The organism is Pseudomonas sp. CDFA 610, from assembly GCF_021147865.1.
GTDB lineage: Bacteria > Pseudomonadota > Gammaproteobacteria > Pseudomonadales > Pseudomonadaceae > Aquipseudomonas > Aquipseudomonas alliivorans.
Genome location: NZ_JAGTPM010000001.1, coordinates 344853 through 369909, shown reverse-complemented (window position 1 = coordinate 369909; position 25057 = coordinate 344853). Strand labels below are relative to the sequence as shown.

At 59.5% G+C, this 25057-nt stretch carries 22 protein-coding genes; 8 read left to right on the top strand and 14 right to left on the bottom strand.

Features of this window, described 5'->3' with window-relative positions:
* Window positions 1–49 precede the first annotated feature (49 nt).
* The 5 genes from araH to KDX39_RS01660 form a co-directional block, all read right to left on the bottom strand.
* A complete protein-coding gene (gene araH, locus KDX39_RS01680; RefSeq protein ID WP_004882171.1) occupies window positions 50–1015 on the bottom strand; it encodes an L-arabinose ABC transporter permease AraH in 966 nt (321 codons plus the stop codon).
* Between the two features lie 41 nt (window positions 1016–1056).
* Window positions 1057–2580, bottom strand: a complete 1524-nt coding sequence (gene araG, locus KDX39_RS01675) for an L-arabinose ABC transporter ATP-binding protein AraG (RefSeq protein ID WP_069142461.1) — start codon at window positions 2578–2580, stop codon at window positions 1057–1059.
* Between the two features lie 52 nt (window positions 2581–2632).
* Window positions 2633–3646 (bottom strand): substrate-binding domain-containing protein, encoded by a 1014-nt coding sequence (locus KDX39_RS01670; protein WP_231659099.1) that lies wholly within the window; start codon window positions 3644–3646, stop codon window positions 2633–2635.
* Window positions 3647–3830: 184 nt separating this feature from the next.
* Window positions 3831–4703: an SMP-30/gluconolactonase/LRE family protein gene (locus KDX39_RS01665; RefSeq protein ID WP_231659097.1), complete on the bottom strand. Its 873-nt coding sequence runs from the start codon at window positions 4701–4703 to the stop codon at window positions 3831–3833.
* 80 nt (window positions 4704–4783) lie between these two features.
* Complete coding sequence (locus KDX39_RS01660) at window positions 4784–5503, bottom strand: FadR/GntR family transcriptional regulator (RefSeq protein ID WP_231659095.1); 720 nt, start codon at window positions 5501–5503, stop codon at window positions 4784–4786.
* Between the two features lie 221 nt (window positions 5504–5724).
* Between KDX39_RS01660 and KDX39_RS01655 the strand changes: the two genes are divergently transcribed.
* Window positions 5725–6873, top strand: coding sequence for an aldose epimerase family protein (locus KDX39_RS01655; RefSeq protein ID WP_231659093.1), 1149 nt, complete (start codon window positions 5725–5727; stop codon window positions 6871–6873).
* Window positions 6874–6984: 111 nt separating this feature from the next.
* Window positions 6985–7371, top strand: a complete 387-nt coding sequence (locus KDX39_RS01650; RefSeq protein WP_231659091.1) for a hypothetical protein — start codon at window positions 6985–6987, stop codon at window positions 7369–7371.
* Here the strand turns inward: KDX39_RS01650 and KDX39_RS01645 are convergent.
* From KDX39_RS01645 to KDX39_RS01635, 3 genes are read right to left on the bottom strand one after another with little or no spacing between them, the layout of a single operon-like run.
* Window positions 7365–8261, bottom strand: coding sequence for a metal ABC transporter substrate-binding protein (locus KDX39_RS01645; RefSeq protein ID WP_231659089.1), 897 nt, complete (start codon window positions 8259–8261; stop codon window positions 7365–7367). The two genes, KDX39_RS01650 and KDX39_RS01645, sit on opposite strands and share 7 nt — an antisense overlap.
* Window positions 8262–8272: 11 nt before the next feature.
* Complete coding sequence (locus tag KDX39_RS01640) at window positions 8273–9142, bottom strand: metal ABC transporter permease (RefSeq protein ID WP_231659087.1); 870 nt, start codon at window positions 9140–9142, stop codon at window positions 8273–8275.
* Window positions 9139–9906, bottom strand: coding sequence for a metal ABC transporter ATP-binding protein (locus tag KDX39_RS01635; protein WP_231659086.1), 768 nt, complete (start codon window positions 9904–9906; stop codon window positions 9139–9141). Before KDX39_RS01635 ends, KDX39_RS01640 begins: the two co-directional genes overlap by 4 nt.
* Before the next feature lie 294 nt (window positions 9907–10200).
* Between KDX39_RS01635 and KDX39_RS01630 the strand changes: the two genes are divergently transcribed.
* Together KDX39_RS01630 and KDX39_RS01625 are read left to right on the top strand one after the other, a co-directional pair.
* The gene (locus KDX39_RS01630) at window positions 10201–11421 is read left to right on the top strand and encodes a putative DNA modification/repair radical SAM protein (protein ID WP_122559999.1); all 1221 of its coding nucleotides are present in this window, start codon (window positions 10201–10203) and stop codon (window positions 11419–11421) included.
* Window positions 11418–12257: a TIGR03915 family putative DNA repair protein gene (locus KDX39_RS01625; protein ID WP_231659084.1), complete on the top strand. Its 840-nt coding sequence runs from the start codon at window positions 11418–11420 to the stop codon at window positions 12255–12257. The genes KDX39_RS01630 and KDX39_RS01625 overlap by 4 nt, the downstream gene beginning before the upstream one ends.
* A gap of 96 nt (window positions 12258–12353) precedes the next feature.
* On the opposite strand, the gene KDX39_RS01620 is transcribed toward KDX39_RS01625, so the two are convergent.
* On the bottom strand, window positions 12354–13196 hold the full coding sequence (locus tag KDX39_RS01620; protein WP_231659082.1) for a PhzF family phenazine biosynthesis protein: 843 nt from the start codon (window positions 13194–13196) through the stop codon (window positions 12354–12356).
* A gap of 159 nt (window positions 13197–13355) precedes the next feature.
* Between KDX39_RS01620 and KDX39_RS01615 the strand changes: the two genes are divergently transcribed.
* Window positions 13356–14204 carry an NAD-dependent protein deacetylase gene (locus tag KDX39_RS01615; protein WP_231659081.1) on the top strand — a complete coding sequence of 283 codons (849 nt, stop codon included), beginning with the start codon at window positions 13356–13358 and terminating at the stop codon, window positions 14202–14204.
* Window positions 14205–14208: 4 nt separating this feature from the next.
* Here the strand turns inward: KDX39_RS01615 and KDX39_RS01610 are convergent, their stop codons facing one another.
* A complete protein-coding gene (locus KDX39_RS01610) occupies window positions 14209–15189 on the bottom strand; it encodes an arsenic resistance protein (RefSeq protein ID WP_231659079.1) in 981 nt (326 codons plus the stop codon).
* A 59-nt stretch (window positions 15190–15248) separates the two neighbouring features.
* Complete coding sequence (locus KDX39_RS01605) at window positions 15249–17612, bottom strand: DNA polymerase II (protein WP_231659077.1); 2364 nt, start codon at window positions 17610–17612, stop codon at window positions 15249–15251.
* 242 nt (window positions 17613–17854) lie between these two features.
* Between KDX39_RS01605 and KDX39_RS01600 the strand changes: the two genes are divergently transcribed.
* Window positions 17855–20437 carry a bifunctional diguanylate cyclase/phosphodiesterase gene (locus KDX39_RS01600; protein WP_231659076.1) on the top strand — a complete coding sequence of 861 codons (2583 nt, stop codon included), beginning with the start codon at window positions 17855–17857 and terminating at the stop codon, window positions 20435–20437.
* Between the two features lie 120 nt (window positions 20438–20557).
* Entirely contained in the window at window positions 20558–20998 is a 441-nt protein-coding gene (locus KDX39_RS01595) for a CBS domain-containing protein (protein ID WP_231659074.1), read from the top strand.
* Window positions 20999–21218: 220 nt separating this feature from the next.
* Here KDX39_RS01595 and KDX39_RS01590 read toward each other — a convergent pair whose 3' ends face one another.
* Window positions 21219–21767, bottom strand: a complete 549-nt coding sequence (locus tag KDX39_RS01590) for a DUF4174 domain-containing protein (RefSeq protein ID WP_231659073.1) — start codon at window positions 21765–21767, stop codon at window positions 21219–21221.
* A gap of 122 nt (window positions 21768–21889) precedes the next feature.
* Entirely contained in the window at window positions 21890–23092 is a 1203-nt protein-coding gene (locus KDX39_RS01585) for an aspartate aminotransferase family protein (protein ID WP_231659071.1), read from the bottom strand.
* Window positions 23093–23196: 104 nt separating this feature from the next.
* Between KDX39_RS01585 and KDX39_RS01580 the strand changes: the two genes are divergently transcribed.
* Window positions 23197–24102: a LysR family transcriptional regulator gene (locus KDX39_RS01580; RefSeq protein ID WP_231659069.1), complete on the top strand. Its 906-nt coding sequence runs from the start codon at window positions 23197–23199 to the stop codon at window positions 24100–24102.
* A gap of 65 nt (window positions 24103–24167) precedes the next feature.
* Here KDX39_RS01580 and KDX39_RS26505 read toward each other — a convergent pair whose 3' ends face one another.
* Entirely contained in the window at window positions 24168–24872 is a 705-nt protein-coding gene (locus KDX39_RS26505; protein WP_371321824.1) for a methyl-accepting chemotaxis protein, read from the bottom strand.
* Window positions 24873–25057: the final 185 nt, after the last annotated feature.

Here is a 25057-nt window from a genome sequence, read left to right as displayed (position 1 = left end):
GGCCCTTGCCGGATTGTCCGGCAAGGGCCTCTCTGGATCGTGCCTGAGGTTAACGACGCTTCATGCGGTCAATGATCACTGCCAGCAACAGGATGGTGCCGCGAATCACGTACTGGTAGAAGGTGTCGATGTTCTTCAGGTTCATTGCGTTCTCGATGATCGCCAGAATCAGCACGCCGGCGATCACGTGACGGATCATGCCGATACCGCCGCTGAGCGAGACACCGCCCAGTACACAGGCTGAGATCACCGTCAGCTCGAAGCCCTGCCCGACCATCGGCTGGCCCGAGGTCATGCGCGAAGCCAGCACCACGCCCGCCAGCGCGCCTATCAGACCGTGCACGGCAAAGATGATGATCTTGGTGCGATCAACGTGGACACCCGCCAGCAACGCGGCTTCCTGGTTACCACCAATGGCCATGGTGTTGCGCCCGTAAGTGGTGTAGTTGAGCAGCCAGCCGAAGAAGATGAAGCAGACGATGGTAATCAGGATCGGCACTGGCACGCCGTACAGCTGGCCGTTGCCGAATACGAAGAAATCTTCGTTGGAAACGCCCACCGCCTTGCCGTTGGAGAAGATATACGCCAGGCCGCGCACGATCTGCATGGTAGCCAGCGTGGCAATCAGCGCGTTGATCCTGAGTTTGGCGATCACGATGCCGTTGATCAGACCTACGACCAGGCCCATTGCCAGAGCAGCCGATACGCCCAGAAACACGCTGTCGGTGTCGCGGATCACGATCCCGGCGATGACGCCGGAACAAGCCAGCACCGAACCGATCGACAGGTCGAAGTGGCCGGAAGCCAGGCAATAGAGCATGGTGCAGGCGGCGATGCCCACGGTGGAAATCGCCAGACCCAGGCCGCGCATGTTCAAGGGCGACATGAAGTTGTCGATGAACACTGCGCAGAGCAGGAAGATGCCCACGGCGGCCAGCAGCATGACCCACTCATCGGCAAAACGGCGCAGGTTCAAGCCCTGACGGGGAGCCCGCAGGCTGGATTCGGTAGACATACGCACCTCTTTTTTATTGTTCATGGTCAGAGACCAGTTGTTCAGCCGCGCGTGCGTGGCAGAGCCAGTTGCAGGAGACGCGGCTCTTCAGCCTCGTCGCGGTTCAGTTCACCGGTGATGGCACCTTCGCTCATCACCAGAATTCGATCGGAAATACCCATCACTTCCATCAGGTCACTGGACACCACAATCACGGCAATGCCATCGGCCGCGAGATTGTGGATGATCTGGTAGATCTCGGATTTGGCACCGATGTCGATGCCGCGGGTCGGCTCGTCCAGCAGCAGCACTTTCATCGGCATCGACAGCCAGCGACCCAGAATGGCTTTCTGCTGGTTACCGCCGGACAGGTACATGATCTGCTGCTCGGGCGATGGCGTCTTGACGTTCATGGCCTGAATCTGGCCCTTCGCGTTGTCACGCTCCCAGCGCCCCTGAATCAGGCAACCAAGGCTGACATGCCGTGGACGGGCACCGATATTGATGTTTTCGGCGACGCTGGACAGCGGCACGATGCCTTCTTTCTTGCGATCTTCCGGACAGAGCAGAATGCCTGCAGCGATGGCGTCACGCGGCGACTTGAGGGTCAGAGGCTTGCCATCCAGTTGCAGCGAACCGGCAGTGCTGCGGGTCAGCCCGGACAGCAGACGAAACAGTTCAGTGCGACCGGCACCGACCAGACCGAAGAAGCCCAGCACTTCGCCCTTCTCGACCGCAAAACTGACCGGTTCCTGAAGTCCCGGCCCCATGAGACCGGTGACCCGCAGGCTCGGCCCCTGATGCTGACGTGGACGATAATTGTAGATGTCCTGAATATCGCGCCCGACCATGCAGGTCACCAGACGGTCATGATCCAGGTCGGCCATTTGCTCGAACGTACGCACGAAGCGTCCATCCTTGAAAACCGTCACGGCATCGCAGACACGGAAGATTTCTTCCATGCGGTGCGACACGTAAAGAATCACCCGTCCTTCATCACGCAAGCGGACGATGATTGCCATCAGACGATCGATCTCGCGTGCGGACAGGCTGCTGGTCGGTTCGTCGAAGGCAATCACATGAGCATTGCGGGACATGGCCTTGGCGATTTCCACCAACTGCCGCTGACCGAGTGACAAATCACCAAGGCGCGTGCCCGGATCGATCTCGTCAGCCAGCCCTTTGAGCAATTCTGCAGCCCGACGCCGCATGGCACCGCGATTGATCAGGCCAAAACGGCTGGGCATGTGGCCCAGCAGCAGGTTTTCGGCGACGGTCATCTCCGGCACCAGATGCAGTTCCTGGTGAATCACTGCCACGCCCGCCGCGATGCTGTCGGCCGTGGATTTGAACTGGTGAGTCTGATCGCCGATCTGCAGGGTGCCGCTATTGGGCTGGTAGGAGCCGCCCAGAATCTTGAGCAGCGTGGACTTGCCCGCGCCGTTCTCGCCCATCAGCGCATGAACGCTGCCAGGGCGCGCTTCGAAGCTGATGTCCGACAGCGCTTTCACGCCGGGGAACACCTTGCCGATGCCGTTGAAGCGCAGGGCACCTGTTGTGGTATTCGTTTTGATAGCCTGTTGCATGACACCGACCTCCTCGCGCAATTGAGGGACCTTTTCAGGTCCCCCGTTCAGCTCACTTCCACAAACCGATCTTGGTCAGTTCTTCCTGGAAGTTGGCGCGAGTGATCAGCGTCACGTCGTCCATGGCGGTGTACTTGGGCGGCTCTTTGCCGTCCTTGATCCAGTCATACATATACTTGGCGGTGTTGTAGCCTTCCTTGTCCGGGCTGGGCAGCATCGACCCGAAGAAGCCACTTTTCTTTTTCTTCAGCTCATCGATGGCGTCAGTGCCGTTGATGCCGATGCCGATTACGTTGTCCGCGCTGAACCCGTTGCTGGCCGTGGCGCGTACGCCGCCCAGTACGGTGTTGTCGTTCATGCCGCCGATGATCAGATTCTTGGCATCGCCCGGCAGTTTGGGCAGCGCCGAGTTGGTGGCATCCATACTGCCAGGCACATCGAGGGTTTTCTGAGCGGTGAAGAGAATGTTCTTCTCAGGCAGACCGGCTTTTTTCAGCGCATCGACAGAACCATCCGTGCGCTTCTTGCCAGTATCCAGTTCGTTGTAGGTGTTGATGATTGCGTAGGTGCCCTTCCAGCCATCCTCATCCCACTTGCGATTCTTGGCTTCGGTGGCCATTGCGGCGCCTTGCTTCTGACCGACTTCGAACGCGGCCATGCCCAGATAAGGCACGTCTTCCATGAATTTTCCGTTGGCATCGACGAAACGGTCATCGACGGCCATGACTTTCAGGCCCAGCGCCTTGGCCTTGGCCACGATGGCAGGGCCGAGGGAAACATCAGGAGGGCAGATCACGAAGCCTTTGGCACCGTTGGCGGCAAGGTTATCGATGGCGGCCAGGGTCTTTTCACCGTCCGGCACGGCAATCTTGAGTACGGTGAAACCGTGGTCCTTGCCAGCTTTCTCGGCAAAGGCCCACTCGGTCTGGAACCAGGGCTCTTCAGCTTGCTTGACCAGAAAGCCGATCTTGATCTCGTCGGCAGCAGAGGTAATGCCACTCATGCCCATGATGGCGGTGGTGACAGCGGCACAGCACAGGGAACGAATCCCGTGACGACTCAACATAGCTAACTCCTTATTTTTATTGAATAGCTACAGCGTTCAGCAAGGTGGCGATTCCCGGACGCGGAGGCATCTGAAAACCGGTTCAATAGTCATACCATATTATGATTGACCGCAATGTAACCGAATGTCACTTGAACGGATACGAGCGCTGAAACACGCCTGATACCGCGATCCACAGCCGGCATCAGCCGGCAAAACGTGTACATTTCAGACCTTGTATGCCGATATCGGCGACCAGAACCGCACCATCAAAATCACCATGCGCGTCGGCTGGCGCAGCGCTGGTGACATAGAGGGTTTTAAGGTCCGGACCACCGAATACACAACTGGTGGGATGGCTGACCGGCAGATCTATAACGCGGTCAACGCTGCCGTCAGGCGCAAAGCGGATCAGGCAACTGCCGCCCCAACGGGCGTTCCAGATGAACCCTTCGGCATCCATCGCAGATCCGTCAGGCGACCCACGTGCGTGTTCGGCCGCCCAGACTGAGCGCGGTCCGAGACTGCCGTCCGGCAGAATCGGGTATTGATAGATGACCTCGTCCAGAGTGTCAGCGCTGTACAGCACGTCATCTGCGGAGTTCCACAGCAGGGTGTTGACGATGCCCTGTCGGTCCAACAGACGCGTAACACGCGCATCGGGCTGGATCAGGAACAGCCCGCCCGAGCGGCGTACAAGCGGCACGTCTGCGCCATGGGCATCAATGTTGTTCTGCATACTGCCCAGCCAGAGACGGCCCTGCGCATCACAGCGCGATTCGTTGGCACGGTTACCTGCCACAGGGTCGGCAACACAGAACAGCGAGAGAGAGGTCTTGGTCGAACTCAGGTCCAGACGGTAGACGCCACTGGCCAGTGTCACCAGTGCATCACCCTGACAGGTGGGGATAAACGCGGATACGGGCTCGGGCATGCGCCATTGGCGGTATTCGCCGTCAAGGAATCTGCAGGCCAGGAAGCCTGAGATGTCAACCCAGTACAGGGCCTGCTGTTCGACGTCCCAGAAGGAACCTTCGCCCAGCTTGAATCGGTGCTCGGAGACGGGCAGCCAGTTCATGAAAATGTCCTTTGTTATTGTTGTAAAAGGTACTTTTCAGTGTGATGAAACATTCAATTATTCAGGCGCATATCCAGCATTCAAAGTGCCGCGTCAGAGGCTGTCCTCTGCCGCAGAAAGTAGGTGTCGATCACCTCTGCCGCCTGCTCTATCAGACTCATGCATGCCCATACGCCACGCCCGGAGTCACGCGTGGCAATGGCTTCAGCCAGATCCCTGTGCAGCGGAAGGGTCTTGCCCAACTGACCCGGCATCCCCGACGTCACCTCGAACGATACGGCCAGCAAAGCACCCAGCGCAGGCAGCATCTGCTCGATGAAGCGATTGTGACTGGCCGCCAGCACCGCCTCATGGAAGTGTCGATCAGCCAGGTTGTAATCACCTTTGTCAGTCACCGATGCTTCCAGCAAACGGTACGCCTCGCGAATCCCTTCAATCTGTTGCGCGGTGGCCCGGTCACACGCCCAGCGCACGGCCATCGGCTCGATGGTTCTGCGCAAGTCCAGCAGGTCCTTCACGAAAGCCTCCGGAAGCCCCTTGCGTGCCAGCCAGCCGACGACTTGAGGGTCGAACAGGTTCCAGGAACGCAAAGGCAATACGCGTGTGCCTACTTTGGGGCCGACTTCCAGCAGCCCTTTGGCCACCAGCGTCTTGATCGCCTCACGCAACACCGTGCGGCTGACGCCCAATTCTTCGCACAGTGCCGCTTCCACTTTCAGTGTCTGACCCGGCAGGACATTGCCCGCGGCAATCCAGGCACCCAGCCAATCCACGGTCGATGCGTGGAAATTACTGCTCATGTCCCGATGCCTCGTGTCCCGTTCTGTTCGAGTCGAGGCTAATCATCATACCAATGACTGTCAAATGGACCACAGCGCTTCAAAGACCAATGCAACCCTCGCACTACTAAATAGTATTACAATTAATTTTTCAAGCAGCATTTTTTGGGCTATAAATCCTTCCATCGGATAAAAATCCGATCAAATAGTCTTACCAATAAAAATAAAAGCGGGTAGATCAGATGAAAAAGTATGCTCTCCTCAGCACCCTTGGACTGTCTCTCATGATCAGCACGTTGACCGCGCACGCCGCAACGCTGTCCAGCGAACACAGCAGCTTCGGCCAATTGCCCGATGGTACCTCCGTCGAAAAATACACCCTGCGCAACAGCCACGGCATTGAGGCCAGCGTCATCACTTATGGCGCCACCCTTCAATCGCTGATGGTCCCTGACAAAGCCGGTAAGGTGGAAGACATCGTGCTGGGGTTCGACGATGTGCAGGGCTATCAGAACAACGGCACGGTTTACTTCGGAGCCACCATCGGTCGTTTCGGCAATCGCCTGGCGGGCGGCAAGTTCACGCTGGATGGCAAAACCTACCAGGTCCCGCTCAACGACAAGACCAATGCGTTGCACGGCGGCAATCAGGGTTTCGACAAGCGACTCTGGAAAGCCGAAGACACGAAAACCGGTGATTCGGTCGGTGTGAAACTCACCTACGTCTCACCTGATGGAGAGATGGGTTTCCCCGGTACGCTGACCACCGTAGTCACTTACAGCCTGAACGAGAAAAACGAGCTGAAGATCGACTACCGTGCGACCACCGACAAGCCGACGGTGCTGAACCTGACCAACCACAGCTATTTCAACCTTGCGGGCGCGGGCAGCGGCGATATTCTCAAGCAGGTCGCCACTCTGTATGCCTCGCACTACACCCCGGTCAACGACAAGCTGATTCCGACTGGCGAGCTGCCCGCCGTCAAAGGCACCCCGATGGACTTTCTCAAACCCACCGCCTTTGGTCAGCATATCAAGGACGATCATCAGCAGCTGAAATACGCCGAACCCAAGCAGGGTGGCTTCGACTTCAACTGGGTGCTCGACACCAAGGGTGACGTGAAGAAACTGGCGGCAGAAGTCAGCGATCCGCAGTCGGGTCGCAAACTGCAACTGTTCACCACAGAGCCCGGCGTGCAGCTCTATACCGGCAATTTCCTGGATGGCAGCATCCACGGCAAGGGCAGCAAGGTGTACCCGCACTGGGGCGCTTTCACGCTGGAAACCCAGCACTACCCCGACGCGCCCAACCAGCCGAAATTCCCGAGCACCCGGCTTGATCCAGGCAAGGCCTACACTCAGACCACGGTCTTCAAATTCCTGAATAACTGACACAGCCTGTCGCGCAGCCCTTGTTGAACGAGAGCTGCGCGTTATGCTCAGTGAGTCGCGTAATGAAGGAGTACGACATCCCCCCACCCTCCGAGAATCGAGGATGACGACATGTCTGCTCAGATTGACCCTTATCGCTTGCCCGCCCTAACCCACTATCTGTCCGGTCTGGTTTTCGTCGACAGGGCGATACCGCAACACCCCTTTCCTCTCTATGCCTTTGTCAGCCATTACAACGCAGCGCTGGAATGGCTTTCGCAGGACGACTTCATCGACACGATCAGAACCGAAAGCATTGCGGCTGAGGGGTTCAGTGCATTTTGGGTGACGCCTCAGGCAGAAGCTTGCGAACGAACCAGCCTGAAGACCGCACCACCGGCCGCAGCGAAGGTCGATGGACGCGGCCTGTTTGCCGATTACCTGACGTTGGCGGAGGCGTACGGCGACTGGATATCGTCGACCCGCTACACCCCGCTGAGCGTTGATACGGATTACTGACGCTTCTTCATCGCCGCCACCAGTGTGTCGACGTTGTAGCGAAACATCTTCGCGTAAGTCGCAGCAGGACCATCCGGCGGCGACAGGGCTTCGACATACAGTTCGCCGCCTGGCTGGGCACCGCTGGCCTCGGCAATCTGCTTGACCAGACGCGGGTCACCCGAGTTTTCGAAGAAATAGGCGCTGACGTGCTCGGCCTTGATCTGACGGATCAGTTTCGAGACGTCTGCCGCTGACGCTTCCGATTCGGTAGACAGGCCAAGCGGCGACAGGAACGTCACGCCATAGGCGTCTCCAAAATAGCCAAACGCATCATGCGAAGTGAGGATCTTGCGATTGGCTTTGGGTATTTCCTTGATCTGATCGCGAGCGTACTGATCCAGGTCCTGCAACTGAGTGATGTAACGATCGCCATTGGCCTGATACAGACTAGCCCCCTCCGGGTCGGCCTTTTTCAGCGCCGTCACGATGTTGCGCACGTAAATCACGCCATTGGCGGCGCTGTTCCAGGCGTGCGGGTCGGTGATGCGCTTGCCGTCCTCGTCCATGCTGCGGGTCTTGATGCCTTCGGACAGCACCACCGGCTGGCCTTTGTAGCCGGACGCCTTGATCAGACGATCCATCCAGCCCTCAAGATGCAGGCCACTCACGAACGTCAGGTCAGCGTTTTTCAGCGCCTGGGCATCAGTCGGAGTCGGCTCGTAGACGTGCGGATCGCCATTGGGGCCGATCAGCGAAGTGACGTGCACGCGGTCACCGCCCACCGTGCTGACCATATCGGCGATCACCGTGAACGATGCAACCGCTTCCAACGGTTTGGCCTGGGCGATGGATGCAAAGGCAGACAGTGCCAGCGCGGCCATTGAACTCAACAACATCAGTCGTTTCATGACATACCTTTTCAGTGAGCCAGATGAGGTTTGGGAAACAGTCGGCGAAGGATGCCCGTACGCCCGAAGAGCAGAGAAAACACGTAGAACGTACTGGCGGTCAGTACGATGGCCGGTCCCGAAGCGACGCCCAGATGGTAGGAAACGATCAACCCGATCAGGCCCGCCAGCGTGGCCAGCAGGGTCGAGATCAACATCAGCGCACTTAATGAGCTGGCCCAGAAACGCGCCGCCGTCGCCGGAAGCATCATCATGCCCACCGCCATCAGCGTGCCCAGCGCCTGAAACCCAGCCACCAGATTCAGCACCACCAGCAGCAGAAACAAGACGTGGTACAGCGAACCACGCCCGCCCACAGCCCGCAGAAAGCCGGGATCGAAACATTCGAGCACCAGCGGGCGGTAGATCACGGCAAGCAGGATGAGGGTGAACGAAGCGATGCCGCCGACCATATAGATAGACGCGCTGTCGATGGCCAGAATGGTGCCGAACAGCACATGGAGCAGATCGACACTGGAACCGTGCAGCGAGACGATCAACACACCCGCCGCCAGCGAGGTCAGGTAGAAGCTGGCAAAGCTGGCGTCTTCGCGCAACGCAGTCAGCCGACTGACCAGACCCGACAGCAGCGCAACCGCAAGCCCGGCGATCAACCCGCCGAACCCCATCGCGGGCAATGACAGCCCCGCGACCATGAAACCGACCGCAGCGCCGGGCAGGACGGCGTGACTCATTGCATCACCGACCAGGCTCATGCGCCTGAGCATCAGCAATACGCCAACCGGTCCGGAGCCGATGCCCAGTGCCAGACACGCCACCAGTGCGCGGCGCATGAAACCGAACTCGACGAAAGGCTCGATTACCAGGTTGTACAGCATCATGACGGCTCATCCTCGACGTCGCACATCGACTCATCGACGGTCCAGTACTCAGCCATGTTGCGCGCCTTGCGAAGGTTGGCAACGCTCAGCACCTCAGTGGTGTCACCCCAGGCAATCGCCTCGCGTGCCATCAGCAGGGTCTGCGGAAAGTGCTGGCGAACCTGATCAATGTCGTGCAACACCGCAATGACAGTGCGGCCCTGGCCGTGCCAGACCTGCACCAGTTGCAGCAGATCGCGTGTGGTACGCGCATCAATGGCGGTGAATGGCTCGTCCAGCAGAATCACCGACGCATCCTGCAGCAGCAGACGGGCGAACAGCACCCGCTGAAACTGTCCTGACGACAGCGAGCCGATACTGCGCGTCTCGAAGCCTTCCAGACCGACAGTCAACAACGCTTGCCGGGTAAGATCAGCGTGGTTGCGGGTCAGGCTGCGGAACGGCCCGATACTGTGCCAGGCCCCCATCGCCACGGTATCGGCAACGCTCAACGGGAAACTGCGGTCGATCTCGGCGGCCTGGGGCAGATAGCCGATGGTGCGGATTGCCAGGCGCCCGCGATCCACCCGCCCCTGCGCAGGCTTCATAGTTCCAGCGATGGCTTTGATCAAGGTGGATTTGCCTGCACCGTTGGGGCCGACGATGGCGGTCAGACTCCCGGCTTCGAAACGACCGCTGATGTGGTGAACGGCAGGTCGGCGTTCATAGGCGACCGTGAGGTTTTCCAACGCAATGACGGCGCTCACGGAATGGCCACCGACCATCCGATCGCCAGCCAAAGCAACGCGAGAACCACCAGGGAAAACACAATTCGCTTCCAGGCCGACAGGGCAAGCACCGAGCTTGCGATAGACGAAGGGGGTAATGTTTTCACGACGAGGCAACCTGAAACTATTCGTTACAGTATTACATAAGCCATCATCCTGCCGTTATAAAATAACATTCATGTTCACCCTCTTTTTTCAGTCCCGCCTGACCTTCGGTCTACTTCATGCCGCCCGGCTTGAGTCTTGTCTTGCAACCCGATACTGTACATGCAAACAGTAATGAGGCATTCCATGCAGCTCATCGACAAGCTCAGCATTCTGGCGGACGCCGCCAAGTACGACGCGTCATGCGCAAGCAGCGGAGCACCCAAGCGCAGCTCGCAGGATAAATCCGGTCTCGGTTCCACCAACGGCATGGGCATCTGTCACAGCTACACGCCCGACGGGCGTTGCGTGTCCCTGCTAAAGATCCTGCTGACCAACTTCTGCCTGTACGACTGCCAGTATTGCGTCAACAGACGATCAAGCGACGTGCCCCGCGCCCGGTTCACGCCTGAAGAAGTGGTCACCCTGACGCTGGACTTCTACCGTCGCAATTGTGTGAGTGGGCTTTTCCTGAGCTCCGGCATCATCCGCTCGGCGGACTACACCATGGAGCAACTGGTCGAAGTCGCCCGGCTGTTGCGCGAGGTGCACGAATTCAGGGGTTACATCCATCTCAAGACCATTCCCGACGCCGATCCCGCGCTGATCGCCCAGGCAGGTCGCTACGCCGATCGTCTGAGCGTGAACATCGAATTGCCTACCGATGCGAGTTTGCAGACTCTGGCACCTGAAAAGGACGTCGTCTCGATCAAGCGTTCGATGCAGACGATCTACACCGGCGAGCAGACCGTGCGCAACGAACCCCGCGCGCCGAAGTTCGCACCTGCCGGGCAGAGCACGCAGATGATCGTCGGGGCCGACGCTACCGATGACAGCACCATCCTGCACAGTGCCCAATCGCTGTACAGCAACTTCAAACTACGCCGGGTCTATTACTCGGCGTTCAGCCCGATTCCCAACAGCCCGAACAGTGTGCCGTTGGCCGCTCCGCCGTTGATGCGTGAGCACCGGTTGTATCAGGCCGATTTCCTGCTGCGCGGCTATGGTTTTACGGCGGGCGAATTGCTCAACGGCCCTGGTGATCTGGCGCTGGATATAGACCCGAAACTGGCTTGGGCACTGGGCAACCGGCAAGTGTTCCCGCTGGATCTCAACAACGCCGACCCGGCGCTGATCGCACGCGTTCCCGGTATTGGCATTCGCACTACACAGCGACTCGTGGAGCTGCGTCGGCAACGACGCATCCGCTATGAGGACCTGACCCGCATGCGCTGTGTGTTGGCCAAGGCCAAGCCGTTCATCATCACCAGTGACTACCATCCGCCTCAGGCCGAGACCACCAGCGAGTTCCTTCATCATCAGTTGCGTGATCGGCCGCAGCCCCAGCAAATGGGGTTGTGGGGATGATTTGTCTGGATTGTGATGACCTTTTCGACACTTGGCGACAGCAGGCGCGCTGGCTGTTGAGCCATGGAATAGACCCCAGCCGGGTCAGCTGGACGTCTCCCGATGCCGCCGACCTGTTTGGCAGCGACGAAGAGTGTCCGAGCCAGCAAGGCCCTTTTCAGGCACGCGTTCCACTTGAGCTGCTGCACCTGCTGGAAAGCGCCTCTCGCTATCGTGGCGAACAACGCTGGAGCCTGCTGTATGAAGTGCTTTGGCGCGTCAGTCACGGCGACCGCACGGCAATGATGGCGGGCGACAAGCTGGGCAGCGAATTGCATCGACGTCTCAAGTCCATCAGCCGAGAAGCCCATCACCTGCACGCCTTTCTGCGCTTCGTGGCATTGCCCGCGCCCGAGCGGAAGGATGAGCTGATGCGCCCGGAATACGTGGCTTGGCACGAACCGGCCCATGACATTCTGCACAGCGCCAGTGAGCACTTCATCGGTCGCATGGGCCAGCACCGCTGGATGATCGCCACGCCGCAGGATGGCGTCTACTACGATGGCAAGCAGTTGATTCACGAACGCCGCTGCCCGGACGCCTGGAAGATCATCGCTCGTCAGGTAGACGACCCGCATGGCGAGCTGTGGCTGACCTATTACAGTCACATCTTCAACCCGGCTCGCCTGAACCCAAAAGTCATGGAAGGCCATTTCCCGTCACGGTTCTGGAAAAACCTGCCGGAAGGCCCTCTGATTCCGGCACTGATTACCCAGGCCCGCACGGGCAAACAACGCGATGGTCAAGCGAACGACATAGCCGCCCGACGCGGCAAGAAAATTGCGCATCGGGACTGAAATGTTGCAATCCCGGCATGAGCGGCTTGCCGGCGATGCATTTTTCAGGCGGCCTGCAAATGACCTGGCTGACGCGCTCGCCGGCAAGCTGCGACCTTAAAGCGAAACTCGCCCATCAATACAGGTCACTGTCGCGCCACCGACCCACACGTCATCATCGACACGTTTGATATGCACCCTGCCCTTGCGACCCAACGCAGCGCCCTGACTGGCGACATAGCTGTCCGTCGCCAGACCGTCTTCCAGCACCCATAGCGCAATACCGGCATTCAGGCTACCCGTGACAGGGTCCTCTGCCATGCCGTCCCCCGGCACGAATGCGCGCACTTCAAATTGCGCCTCGTCGCCATCCACTTGCGGATTCCAGGGTGCGAACACGCCAATCTTCAGTCCATCAAGCTTTGCGTTGTCCGGCTGCAGCGCCAGCACGCTGGCACGATCAGCCAATCTCAGCACCATCCAGCCCGGACCATTGTCCGCCCAACGGGCATCCAGAATCGCGCTGCTTTCCAGGCCAAAACCATCGCGGACCTGCTCAACCAGCGCCGGTTCTACCGGGCCTGAGCGCAGCAAGGGCGGCGCGGTAAACGCCAATTGCTGACCATCACGGCGAATTCTGATCAGGCCGACGCCACACTCCTGAACGATTTCCTCGCCCTGCGCGATGCCACCGCTCTCCAGCCAGGCGTGGCAACTGCCCAGCGTCGGATGCCCTGCGAAAGGCAGTTCCTGGAGCGTGGTAAAAATGCGCACGCGATAGTCGGCGCGAGGATCGGTGGGCTTGAGCAGGAAAGTGGTTTCGCTCAAATTCGTCCAGCGTGCGAAGGCTGCCATCTGCTCATCGCTCAGACCGTCAGCTCCAAGCACCACGGCCAACGGGTTGCCGAGCAACGGTTGTTCACTGAAGACATCGACCTGCTTGAAATCGAACGAAGGCATTCAAAGCTTCCTTGTGTGTTTGTCAGTCGGCAAAGGTCGCATGCAATGGCGTGGCAGGACAACAGCCCGCAGTCTATTCAAGCGGATCCACCGGCCAGGCGAACCATGCATTTGATGGTAATGTCACATTCATGACTTGCCGACCACCCGAGGTTTGACATGCTGGACAGCCACGCCCGCGAACAGCTCGACGCCCTTGGCCGGCACATGGCCGAACGGCCGTTTCTGGTGATCACCGGAGCGGGTATCAGCACCGCATCCGGCATCCCCGACTACCGCGACAAGAATGGGGTCCGGCGCGGCAAACAGCCGATGATGTACCAGGAATTCGTCAACAACCCGGCAGCCCGTCAGCGCTATTGGGCGCGGGCCATGCTGGGCTGGCCGAGAATCCGTGCGGCGCAGCCCAATGCTGCGCATCAGGCGTTGGCTCACCTGCAGAACAGTCATGCCATTACCGGGTTGATAACCCAGAACGTAGACGCCTTGCACACCCAGGCAGGAAGCCCTGAGGTCATCGAGCTGCACGGCAGCCTCCACCGGGTGCTGTGTCTGGATTGTCATCAGCGTCACGACCGGGCAGCGATTCAGGACGTGATGATGGAGCAGAACCCTTACCTGCTCGGCATCCATGCCGTTCAGGCACCCGATGGCGACACGCTGCTGGACCCGGCTTTCGAAGCCGGCTTCAAGGTACCGCCCTGCTCTCGCTGCCAAGGCGACCGACTCAAGCCTGACGTGGTGTTCTTCGGCGAGAACGTCGCCCCGCCCACCGCGGCGAAAGCCATGCTCAGCGCCGGACAGGCCGAAGGCTTGCTGGTGGTCGGCACGTCACTGATGGCCTGGTCGGCATTTCGGTTGTGCAAGGCCATGGCCGAACACGGCAAGCCGGTCATCGCCATCAACCACGGCAAGACTCGCGCCGACGAATTGCTGGACATGAAGATCGAAGCGCCGTGTGAACAATTGCTGCCGCTGCTCGCCGAAGAACTGGCTCAGTCCCGGTGAAGAGTCAGCTGACGGCTTCAGTCTGCTCAGCGTCGCGGATCAGCGCCGGAATCACACGGATGTAGATCAATTCGCTCACCAGTTCGATCAGCGTCTGGGTGATGACGGCCGCCGCCGCAAGCTCCCTGATTCCGCCCGGCAATGCCAGAGCCAAAGGCAGTACCACCAGCGAATTGCGTGTTGACGCACTGAACGCTACCGATCTGGCGCTGAGTGCAGGCAGCCTGAAGGCCCTGGCCACCAGCGCGCCTGCCAGCGGCGCCAGCACCATGAACGCCAGGTACACCGGAATCACGGGCAGCAACCGGTCGAGGCTGCTCACCACCGATGCCATCTGCGAACCGATCACCACCACAAGAACCGCAGCCATCGCCGGTACCGGCATCCACGCCCATGCGTCGTTCCAGCGCGTCACAATGGATGATCGCCTGACCCCGGCAGCGGTGAGAACGGCCAGCACCAACGGCAGAACGATCAACACCAGAAACGCCTCGACGAAGGGGCTGATGGAGATCGCCACCGATGACTCGCTGCCCAGCATCAACGCCAGGTACAGCGGCAGCAGCAACAGTTGCAGTAGAAGCAGCAAGGGCGTGGCCGCCAGGACAAGTCTGGAATCACCCTTTCCCAGATGCGTGAACACCACGACGTAATCGATGCAAGGCGTCAACAGCACCAGCAAGGCCCCCACCATAATGGCCGTGTGTTCGCTCAGCGCACGGGTCAGCAGCCAGACCAGCAGCGGAATCACCAGAAAGTTTGCGATCAGCAGCGCGAGCATGAAACGTTTGTTGCTCAGCCCCTGACGCAGGTCCAGAAACGGGATCTGCAGGAACATCGCGTACATGAGCACGGCAATCGCAGGGGTGACCAGCGCACTCAATGTTTGCGACGCGACGGGCGAGAAAAGCCCGCCTACAGCTGCCACAAGCACGGCGATCAAGTAGATCGGAATCTGTTGTTGCTCCAGTTGCTCTTTGCTCACGTTGAATCCTTGTACCGCGTTGAATCATGTTGGGTGGAAAGTCGATCAACATTCACTCGCTAGAACAACCCCAGTTGCCCGCCGATCAGCGTAGCGAAGTCATCATCCACGAACGGCAAAATGGCATCGGCCAGCGGTTGAAGCTGGCGGGTGACATAGTGGTCGTAATCGATAGGTGCCGTGCGGATTTCCAGAGGCTCCGGCCCGGCAACGGTCATCACGTAGCTGATCCAGCCGCCGCTCTGATACTGGCGCGGACGGCACTGCTGATCGTTGTACTCGTCGGCCAGGCGCGCCGCACGCACGTGGGGCGGTACGTTGCGCTGATAGTCGTCCAGCTTGCGGCGCAGGCGTTTGCGGTAAATCAGCAGGTCATCCAGCTCGCCTGCCAGCGTTCGCCGCACGTAGTCACGCACATAGTCCTGATACGGCTGGCGCTTGAAGATCCGCAGATACAATTGCTGCTGGAACTGCTGGGCCAGTGGCGACCAGTCGGTGCGAACGGTTTCCAGCCCCTTGTAGACCATCTCTTCGTTGCCGTCGGCTCGGTTGACCAGCCCGGCATAACGTTTTTTGCTGCCCTCCTCTGCGCCGCGAACAGTCGGCATCAGAAAACGCTTGAAGTGGGTTTCGTATTGCAGCTCAAGAGCGCTGTCCAGCGCGTACGTGCTGCGCAAATGTTCGCGCCACCAGTCGTTGACCTGCCGGACCAGCGCCTTGCCGATGGTGGCGGCTTCTTCCTGGCCATGAGGACGGCCGAGCCAGACGAACGTCGAATCCGTATCGCCATAGATCACCGTGTAACCCTGCGCCTGGATCAGCTCGCGGGTCTTGAGCATGATTTCATGGCCGCGCAGGGTAATGGATGACGCCAGCCGGGGGTCGAAGAACCGACAGCCACTTGAACCCAATACGCCGTAGAACGCGTTCATGATGATTTTCAGCGCCTGGGACAGCGGCGCGTTGTGCTCGCGCTTGGCCGTTTCCCGCCCCTGCCAGACCCGTTCGACAATGGCAGGCAGACTGTGCCGCGTACGAGAAAAGCGCGCGCCGCGATAACCCGGCACCGACTCACTGTCGTCGGGGTGACGAAGGCCTTCGATAAGGCCAACCGGGTCGATGAGAAAGGTGCGGATGATCGACGGATACAGGCTCTTGTAGTCCAGCACCAGCACTGACTCGTAAAGTCCCGGCTGCGAGTCCATGACGAACCCGCCAGGGCTGGCCTCTGGCAGGCGCTCGCCCAGATTGGGCGCCACAAAGCCCTGGCGGTGCATCAGCGGAATGTACAAATGGCAGAAAGCCGCGACCGAACCACCGCTGCGGTCGGCTGGCAGTCCGGTCACCGTGGCGCGCTCCAGCAGGAAGGTCAGCAACTGGGTCTTGGCGAAGATTCGCGTGACCAGCTCGCAGTCCTTGATGTTGTAACGCGCCAGCGCCGGCTTGTCCTCGGCGAACATGCGGTTGATTTCATCCATGCGCTGGTACGGCGTGCTGATGGCCTTGCCTTCGCCCAGCAGGGTCTGGGCGACGTTCTCAAGGCTGAACGAAGGAAAGCTCCAGGTCGCGGAACGCAGCGCTTCGATTCCGTCGATGACAAGGCGCCCGCTGATGTCGGCAAAAAAATGATTATTACGGCTGCCGTGCTCGCGCCAGCCCATGCTCTCTCCGCCACGACCCAGCTTGAGCGGCACGTTCAGGCGTTGGGCATGTTCGTGCAAGACGCGCAGGTCGAACTGGACCACGTTCCAGCCGATGATCGCGTCGGGGTCATGCAAGGCCAGCCATTCGTTCAGCCGCTCCAGCAACTGGGCGCGGGTCTCGCAATACTCGAGTTGAAAGTCCAGCGCCTCGCTGCCGCCGTTGGCCGGTCCCAGCATGTACACCTGGCGCTGACCACAGCCTTCCAGCGCAATCGAATACAGCTCGCAGCGCGCGGTGGTCTCAATGTCCAGCGACACCAGTTTCAACCGGGGGCGATAATCGGCGTCGGGTCTGATGTGCGCATTGCAAAGCACGCCGTCAGCATTCGCCGTGCCACCGAACTGCACGGGCGCAGTGATGAAACGCTCCATCAGGTAGCGCTCAGGCGGACGAATGTCGGCTTCGTAGACATCGACATTGCCTTTGCGCAGCAGCTTTTCGATGTTCATCAGTTGTCGATGCTGCTGGCAGTACACACCCAGTACCGGCCGGTGACGGAAATCGCTCAATTGCAGCGGCCGCACCTCCACACCACGCTCGGTCCGCAACAATGCCCGGGCGCGCTCCTGCTGTTCGGCGGGAATGAACGCGACGGAAGGCTGGCATGGCAGACGGATATGACGCGGACCGTCATCGGTCGCCAGCCAAAAATCGACTTCCGTCCCGGCGGGCGTGTCCTGCCAATGCCGACTCAGGATGAAGCCCTGCTGTAAATCCAACGGTGCAACCTCGATCAGACGATTCAGTGCCTGATTCTACGTGGCTATGGTCGCGAAGGCGCGCCTGACGGTCGGTTCAAGAAACATTTGCCGCCGCCGATAGCCCGATATGACGTCCTGACCATGGACTCGACGTCAAAGCTGGCGTCTGAGGCGTCGCTGTATGAGGCGTTTTTTCTCGCCCGTCGGCTGTGGCGGCTCATGGCCGCGACGTCGATGCTATCGACCATGGAATAGCAGTAATGAAATCGTTCGAATCGCTCGACCCTCTGCCCGGGACGCCGACCAGCAACACCTCTCTGGCACGACGCACACTCGGCACCATGGGAGGCATGCTTGGTGCGTTGTCGCTCGTGGCGTTTATCTCACTGTTCTACATCGCCCATCAGTTGAACCACAGCGCTGCCTTGCAGAGCCGGCATCTGGTCGAGAAAGTCTGGCAGTCCCGGGAAAAGACCCTGATCGCGAATTTCAAGGACTACGCCTTCTGGGGCGATGCCTACAAACATCTGCACATCAACGTCGATACCGAATGGGCGTACACGCGCAACAATCTGGGCGCGTCGCTCTACAACGACTTCCAGTTCGAAGGGGTTTTTGCCGTCGATGGCCACGAGCAGACGGTTTACTCGGTGGTCAACGGTGATCTGGTAACGCTGCAACTGAATGAGTGGCTGGACAGCCGTCAGGCTCCATTCATTGAACAGGCGCGCGAGCAAGGCGAAGGCGATGTCTTCACGCAAATTCGACAGGTGGACCATGTTCCGGTTCTGCTGATCGCTGCACCGTTGACGACCGGTGGCGATGAGCAAGTACAACAGACAGACTCCATTCAATCGATACTGGTGCTGGGTTACAGACTCACGCCTGAAAAATTGCGGGAGATGGGGCTGCAATACGGTATCCAGGGGTTGCGCAAAGCGTCCGACGCCGACGATGCGGCACGTTTTCCCTCGCTGGAAATTGCCTCGGGCGTTCTGTTGCGGTGGGACCCGGAACAGCCTGGCATGAAACTGGTGGGCGGCTTGCTGCCCGTTCTGCTTATCTGTCTGGCGACGTTGATCCTCATCGCCCGACGCATCACCCGCAAGACCATCAGAACCGCTGAACTGATGGACCGGCAGTTTGAGCTCATCACTCAGAGCCGGGCAGCGCTGCTCAGCAGCGAAGAGCGTTTTCGCAACGTGGCCGAAAGCGCATCGGACTGGGTCTGGGAAACCGACGCCGAGTTGCGCATCACCTATCTTTCAGAGCGTTTCACACGCGTTACCGGACATGCATCGCATCCCTGGACGGGGCGCAATCTGACTCAGTTGTTGTCCTGTGAGACCCAGTCACTGGCCGACTGGATTCGTCTTGAACGCCCCATGGACGAGCGCGCTGTGCTGCGTTGTACGCATTACTCGTTACAGGGAGCCGTCCGTACCAGCAACATTGCCGCCAGGCCGATCGTGCTCGATGGGCAGATCAAGGGCTACCTGGGGATTGCTTCTGACATCACCCGTGAAGTGGAAACCCAGTCGCGACTGTTTCACCTGTCTCAGCATGATGCCCTGACCGGCCTTCCCAATCGCACCCAGATGCAGGCGTTCCTGACTCGTACCTTCGAACAGCGCACCGAGCCACGTTCGACGGTCACCATGCTGAACCTTGATCTGGACAGTTTCAAACCCATCAACGACGTCTTCGGACACAGTGCGGGTGACAGCGTGTTGCGTGAGGTCGCCGAACGGCTGTCACAGTGCCTGCCTCCTTTTGGGCTGCTGGCAAGGCAAGGTGGCGACGAGTTCCTCATGGTTGCCACCAGCCTTGCCACCGAGGAAGACGTCGAGCGTTTGTGCGAACGACTGATACGACACATCCGCAGGCCCTTTACGATCAACAGTCAGGAAGTGTTCATTGGCTTGAGTATCGGTATCGCAGTGTGCCCCCTGCATACCCATGAAAGTCAGGACCTGATCCGGTTTTCAGACCTGGCCCTGTATCAGGCCAAAAAGGAGGGTCGCAATACCTGGCGTTTCTACGAACCCATCATGAGCACGCGTATCACTCAGCTGCGCGAAATGGAAAAAAGCCTGCGTGTGGCGATCGGAAACGATGAGTTCACGCTGCGCTATCAGCCACGCCATGACGTGCACAGCGGGAAAATCTGCGGCGCCGAAGCGCTGATTCGCTGGGAGCACCCGACACTGGGCTTGTGTATGCCGGATCAGTTCATTGGCCTGGCTGAAGAGAACGGCCTGATTCTGTCGCTGAGCGACTGGGTACTGCATCGCGCCTGCCGCGATGCAGCCGCCTGGGACAGTGCCTTGCTTGTGTCGGTGAATATCTCTGCCGTGGAGTTCCGCACGCCGGGGCTGGTGGAGCGGGTGCGCCAGGTGCTGGCAACGACCGGTCTGCCCAGCCACCGACTGGAACTGGAAGTGACCGAGCGCGTGATGATTCACGACGCACAGGCCGCGCTGAAGCTGATCAACGAACTCAAGACCCTGGGTGTGAGGCTGTCGATGGACGACTTCGGCACGGGCTACTCGTCGCTGAGTTATCTGAAAATGTTCCCCTTCGACACCTTGAAGATCGACCGCAGCTTCATCAGCGAGATCGACGCCAATACCCAAAGCCTCTCCATCGTTCAGGCCATCATTCAGCTGGGGCGCAGCCTGTCGATGACCATCACCGCCGAGGGAGTCGAAACCGCTCGTCAACTTGACTGCCTGCAATCACTGGGCTGTGACGAAGCCCAGGGGTACTACCTGAACCGGCCCATGCCGCTGGCATCGTTTCTGGACACCGTTCGGACTCAGACTTGCCAGTCGATAAGCTGACTGTCGGGTTCTCGTCGGTTCGAGGTCGTTTTGCCGCTTGCCGGAACGCACTGACTGCACGATTCTGTAGATGACAGCACTGTGCCCAGACACAGGGTCACACTCACACCGGAGAGCGCCATGAAGACCGTCGCCCAATTGTTGAAATTGAAAGCCGAACATAACCAGCAGGTGCATACCATCGGTCCGGATCGGATGGTGCTCGATGCACTCAGGCTGATGGCCGAGAAGAACATCGGGGCCTTGCCGGTGGTCGAGGATGGCGCGGTAGTGGGCGTCGTGAGCGAGCGTGACTACGCACGCAAGATGATTCTGAAAGGCCGTTCGTCAGTGGGCACACCGGTGAGCGCAATCATGAGCAGCAAAGTGATCTCCGTGGACTCGCAACAGACCGTCGAGACCTGCATGGGCATCATGACTGACAACCACCTGCGCCACCTGCCGGTCGTGGAAAAAGGCGAACTGCTGGGCCTGCTGTCTATCGGCGATCTGGTCAAGGAAGCCATCAACGAGCAGGCCAGCCTGATCCAGCAGCTCGAGCAGTATATTCGCGGCGAATGACCGTGCTGGTCGAGCGCCTGGAGAGACACCGCTCTCTATCAAACAACGCGCAACTTACTGAGTAAACAATTTAGTTGTGGGAGCCCCCGCCACGTCTTCGACCTGGCGCTGTCGCGCCTCAAACTTCGTGGGAGCGGAGCGCCGCCCGGCCCGCTCCCACAAAAAATTATGATTCTTCAGTAGGTTACAGGTTGCTTGATAAGAGGTTGCCAGGGCTGGATCAGTCGTCCAGCGTTTTACCGGTCGGCGCAGACTTGCCCGGTTTTCCGGCCTTCTCGGCGGGTGCAGGCTTGGGTTCCGGTTCCGGCGGTGGCGCGCTGGCTTCACGTTCACGCATTGGCATCTGGTCGATGGTGGCGAAAATCTCCTTGGGATCGACGGCCCCTTCCTTCTCGATTTTCTTCTCCCCGTCCTTGCCCACCAGAATGACCTTGGTTTTCGCGCCAGCGCCCAGTTTGAGTTCACGAATCAAAGCCATCGTCGACTGTGCGTCCAGGGTCTTGCCATTGCGTTCGCCAATGGTGTTGACCACCGTGAACAACACCATGTTGCGCTGTGCGAACGCTTCACGGTTGGCAGGCTCGTCAAGCGCCTTCTTGATGCTGACCAGCGTCGGGTCGACCGTGCTGGGGGCTATGATGATCAACGGGCGTGTCTTGCCGCGCTCCTGCGCCAGCGGGCTGTCACTGTCGGCAGCGAGGGTGGGGACGGCAGCGGCAAGCCCGCCAGCGACGAACAGAGTGGCGAGGGTCAGGGACCGGATTGACATGGTGGGCTCCTTTTGAATCCATGGGGTAGCCATTGCGTCGACACACGCAATGCCCCCCTGTTCTACCGCATATGGGTCGTTGCGGTACAGCCCGGCATGACTCCTGCACTCAAACCTTCACATCACGCCATGCGTTCCTGCTGCAAGGCAGTGGCGCTATCGAGCGTCGCGACAACCCCCTCAACAATCAGCTCGACCTCGGCCGCATCCAGCACGAGCGGCGGTAAAAGGCGAATGACCTTGCCCCGGGTGACGTTGATCAACAGGCCATGATCCTGCGCGGCCAGCCGCGTCAGCTCGGGAATGGCCTGTAGCAATTCGATACCAATCATCAGTCCCCTGCCCCGGACTTCCAGCACCAGAGGATGGACTTTCAATCTGTCCTGCAACCGCTCCAGCAAAAGCTGCCCCTGTTGCCGCGCATTTTCCACCAGACACTGCTGCTCAATGATATCGATGACCGTACATCCCGCCCGACACGCCAGCGGATTACCGCCAAACGTACTGCCATGGCTGCCCGGCGTGAACAGTTCGGCTGCCTTGCCCCGCGCCAGGCATGCACCGATGGGAATGCCGTTGCCAAGCCCTTTGGCCAGAGTGATGACATCCGGCACGAAGCCCTCATGTTGAAACGCGAACCACTTGCCGGTACGGCCCATGCCGGTCTGGATTTCGTCGAGCATCAGCAGCCAGTTGCGCTTTGTGCAGCGCTCGCGCAAGGCCTTGAGATAGCCGGGCGGCGCTACACGGGCCCCGCCCTCGCCCTGAATCGGCTCCACCAGCAGGGCGCTGATGCGGTGACCGTACTTGTCACACGCCTTATCAAAGGCTGCCAGATCACCAAACGGCACCTTGACGAAATCCCCCGGCAATACGCCATACCCCGACCGTACAGCAGGCCCGTCACTGGCACACAGCGTACCCAGCGTACGCCCGTGGAACGCATTTTCCATGACCACCACTAACGGCTGCTCGATGTATTTATGCCAGCCGTGCAAGCGCGCCAGCTTGAGCGCTGTTTCATTGGCCTCGGCACCCGAATTGTTGAAAAACACCCGATCCAGTCCAGACAGCGCAGTCAGCTTTTGTGCCAGACAATGCTGCCAGTCGATGCTGTAGAGATTGGACGTGTGCAGCAGCCGCCCTGCCTGATCACGAATAGCCTCGACCAGCAGCGGATGCGAGTGACCGACATTGGTCACCGCCACGCCAGCCACGGCATCCAGGTACTCGCGACCTGCCTGGTCCCACAATCGAGTGCCAATACCATGACTGAAACTCAGGGCAAGTGGCTGGTAAGTGGTCATCAGGCAAGCAGCGGTCATGAGGTGAAGCTCCATAGGTGGACGACGTGTTTTTGCAGTATCGTTAACCACCAGCGCTGGATAAACAGCGATTCACTTCAATCATTTTAAAGCTGGAATTGATAATGGACCTGTTTCAGGCAATGACCGTGTATGTAAAAGTGGTCGAAACCGGCAGCCTGACGGGTGCAGCGCAGGCGTGCTCGATCTCCACGACCATGGTCGGAAATCACCTGCGTTCACTGGAACAGCGCCTGGGCGTCAGTCTGCTGACACGCACGACTCGCCGTCAGCGCCTGACCGAATTCGGTACGCAATACTACGAACGTTGTCAGGAAGTCCTGGGGCTGGTGGCCGCCTCCGAGCAACTCGCCGAACAGGCCCAGGGCGAACCCGCAGGCACCTTGCGCATTACTGCACCGCTGACCTTCGGCTCAGAAGTGGTGGCACCGGCAATGGCCGAATTCTCCCGACGCTTTCCACAGGTCAGGCTCGATCTGGTGCTGAGTGATCAGCGGCTGGACCTCGTTGACAATGGCTTCGACATCGCCATTCGGCTGGGCGCCCTCCCCGAGTCTTCACCGCTTATTGCCAGACCCTTGCAGGATTACACCCTGACCATCTGTGCCTCGCCCGATTACCTGGCTCGTAACGGCACGCCGATTCGACCCGAGGACTTGAGTGCGCATAACTGCCTGGCATTCGCTTACCAGGCTGGCGATGGATGGCGTGACACAGGCAAGCGCTGGCGCATGACCGGTGTGGAAGGTGAAGTGCTGGTGGACGTGCAGGGTTCCCTGCTGATCAATACCTCGTCAGGCTTGTGCAACGCGGCCCGGGAAGGCATGGGTATCGTGATGCTGTCAGATGCACTTGTGCACCGCGATCTGAATGAAGGCCGATTGGTGGCGCTGCTGCCGGACTATCAGCTACCCAGACGCCCCATGAATCTGCTGTATGTGCAGGACCGTTATCGACTGCCCAAGCTGCGCAGCTTCGTCGATTTCGCGATGGAAATGTGGGGCCGTTGATCCGGCGCGCCATGTTGCCTGCGCGCCGGAGCCTTCAGGCATCGCCTTGCGACGATGCTGTGAAATCAGACCTGGAAGCGGCTGACCAGGCCTTGCAGGTGCACACCAAGGCGTGCGAGTTCGATGCTCGATGAAGCCGTTTCCTCGCTGGCCGATGCGGTCTGCTCGGAAATATCCCGCACCTTCAGCACACTGCGGTTGATCTCCTCGGCCACCACGCTCTGTTGCTCGGCAGCAGCGGCGATCTGGTGATTCATGGTCTCGATGGTCGAGATTGATGAGGTGATGTTATTGATGGATCGACCCGCGTCGCGCGTAAGTTCCACGCTGTTTTCCGTCAATGTCCGGCTGCTCTCCAGAATGGTCGCGACCCGCGCCGTTCGGCTGTGCAGACCACCGATGAGCGAAGCAATTTCTTCCGTGGAGGTCTGAGTACGTTGCGCAAGACTGCGCACTTCATCGGCAACCACTGCAAAGCCTCGTCCGGCCTCCCCGGCGCGTGCCGCTTCGATGGCCGCATTGAGGGCCAGCAGATTGGTCTGCTCGGCAACCGCCTTGATCACGTCCAGAACGCCGCCAATCTTGTTGCTCTCGCTTTTCAGCTCGTCCATGGCCGACCTGGAATGTTCGACTTCACTGGCCAGACTTTCGATCTGAGTGATTGCCCTGGCAACGACGCTGTCGCCTTCGCGCGCTTCCATCGACGCATTGACCGCGGCATGTGAGGCTTGCTCGGCATTTCTGGCCACGTCCTGCACGGTCGTGGACATCTCGTGCATCGCTGTCGCAACCTGATCGGTTTCGGTTTTCTGACTGTTCACCCCGGCACTGGTCTGCTCGGTCACGGCAGACAACTGCTCCGCCGCGCTGGCGATCTGGATAACGCCGTCGCGCAGTCCGCCAATCAGCTCGCGCAGGTTGCCCGTCATACGTTGCATGGTGCGTTGCAGCAGAC

Excerpts from the sequence above, each read along its gene's own strand:
- KDX39_RS01615 (WP_231659081.1), top strand. The coding sequence starts at position 13,356 with ATGCTGGACAGCCACGCCCGCGAACAGCTCGACGCCCTTGGCCGGCAC.
- KDX39_RS01665 (WP_231659097.1), bottom strand. The coding sequence starts at position 4,703 with ATGAACTGGCTGCCCGTCTCCGAGCACCGATTCAAGCTGGGCGAAGGT.
- araH (WP_004882171.1), bottom strand. The coding sequence starts at position 1,015 with ATGTCTACCGAATCCAGCCTGCGGGCTCCCCGTCAGGGCTTGAACCTG.
- KDX39_RS01620 (WP_231659082.1), bottom strand. The coding sequence starts at position 13,196 with ATGCCTTCGTTCGATTTCAAGCAGGTCGATGTCTTCAGTGAACAACCG.
- KDX39_RS01600 (WP_231659076.1), top strand. The coding sequence starts at position 17,855 with ATGAAATCGTTCGAATCGCTCGACCCTCTGCCCGGGACGCCGACCAGC.
- KDX39_RS01585 (WP_231659071.1), bottom strand. The coding sequence starts at position 23,092 with ATGACCGCTGCTTGCCTGATGACCACTTACCAGCCACTTGCCCTGAGT.
- KDX39_RS01640 (WP_231659087.1), bottom strand. The coding sequence starts at position 9,142 with ATGATGCTGTACAACCTGGTAATCGAGCCTTTCGTCGAGTTCGGTTTC.
- KDX39_RS01580 (WP_231659069.1), top strand. The coding sequence starts at position 23,197 with ATGGACCTGTTTCAGGCAATGACCGTGTATGTAAAAGTGGTCGAAACC.
- KDX39_RS26505 (WP_371321824.1), bottom strand. The coding sequence starts at position 24,872 with ATGTCCACGACCGTGCAGGACGTGGCCAGAAATGCCGAGCAAGCCTCA.
- KDX39_RS01670 (WP_231659099.1), bottom strand. The coding sequence starts at position 3,646 with ATGTTGAGTCGTCACGGGATTCGTTCCCTGTGCTGTGCCGCTGTCACC.
- KDX39_RS01655 (WP_231659093.1), top strand. The coding sequence starts at position 5,725 with ATGAAAAAGTATGCTCTCCTCAGCACCCTTGGACTGTCTCTCATGATC.
- KDX39_RS01645 (WP_231659089.1), bottom strand. The coding sequence starts at position 8,261 with ATGAAACGACTGATGTTGTTGAGTTCAATGGCCGCGCTGGCACTGTCT.
- KDX39_RS01630 (WP_122559999.1), top strand. The coding sequence starts at position 10,201 with ATGCAGCTCATCGACAAGCTCAGCATTCTGGCGGACGCCGCCAAGTAC.
- KDX39_RS01660 (WP_231659095.1), bottom strand. The coding sequence starts at position 5,503 with ATGAGCAGTAATTTCCACGCATCGACCGTGGATTGGCTGGGTGCCTGG.
- KDX39_RS01625 (WP_231659084.1), top strand. The coding sequence starts at position 11,418 with ATGATTTGTCTGGATTGTGATGACCTTTTCGACACTTGGCGACAGCAG.
- KDX39_RS01635 (WP_231659086.1), bottom strand. The coding sequence starts at position 9,906 with ATGGTCGGTGGCCATTCCGTGAGCGCCGTCATTGCGTTGGAAAACCTC.
- KDX39_RS01590 (WP_231659073.1), bottom strand. The coding sequence starts at position 21,767 with ATGTCAATCCGGTCCCTGACCCTCGCCACTCTGTTCGTCGCTGGCGGG.
- KDX39_RS01595 (WP_231659074.1), top strand. The coding sequence starts at position 20,558 with ATGAAGACCGTCGCCCAATTGTTGAAATTGAAAGCCGAACATAACCAG.
- araG (WP_069142461.1), bottom strand. The coding sequence starts at position 2,580 with ATGCAACAGGCTATCAAAACGAATACCACAACAGGTGCCCTGCGCTTC.
- KDX39_RS01650 (WP_231659091.1), top strand. The coding sequence starts at position 6,985 with ATGTCTGCTCAGATTGACCCTTATCGCTTGCCCGCCCTAACCCACTAT.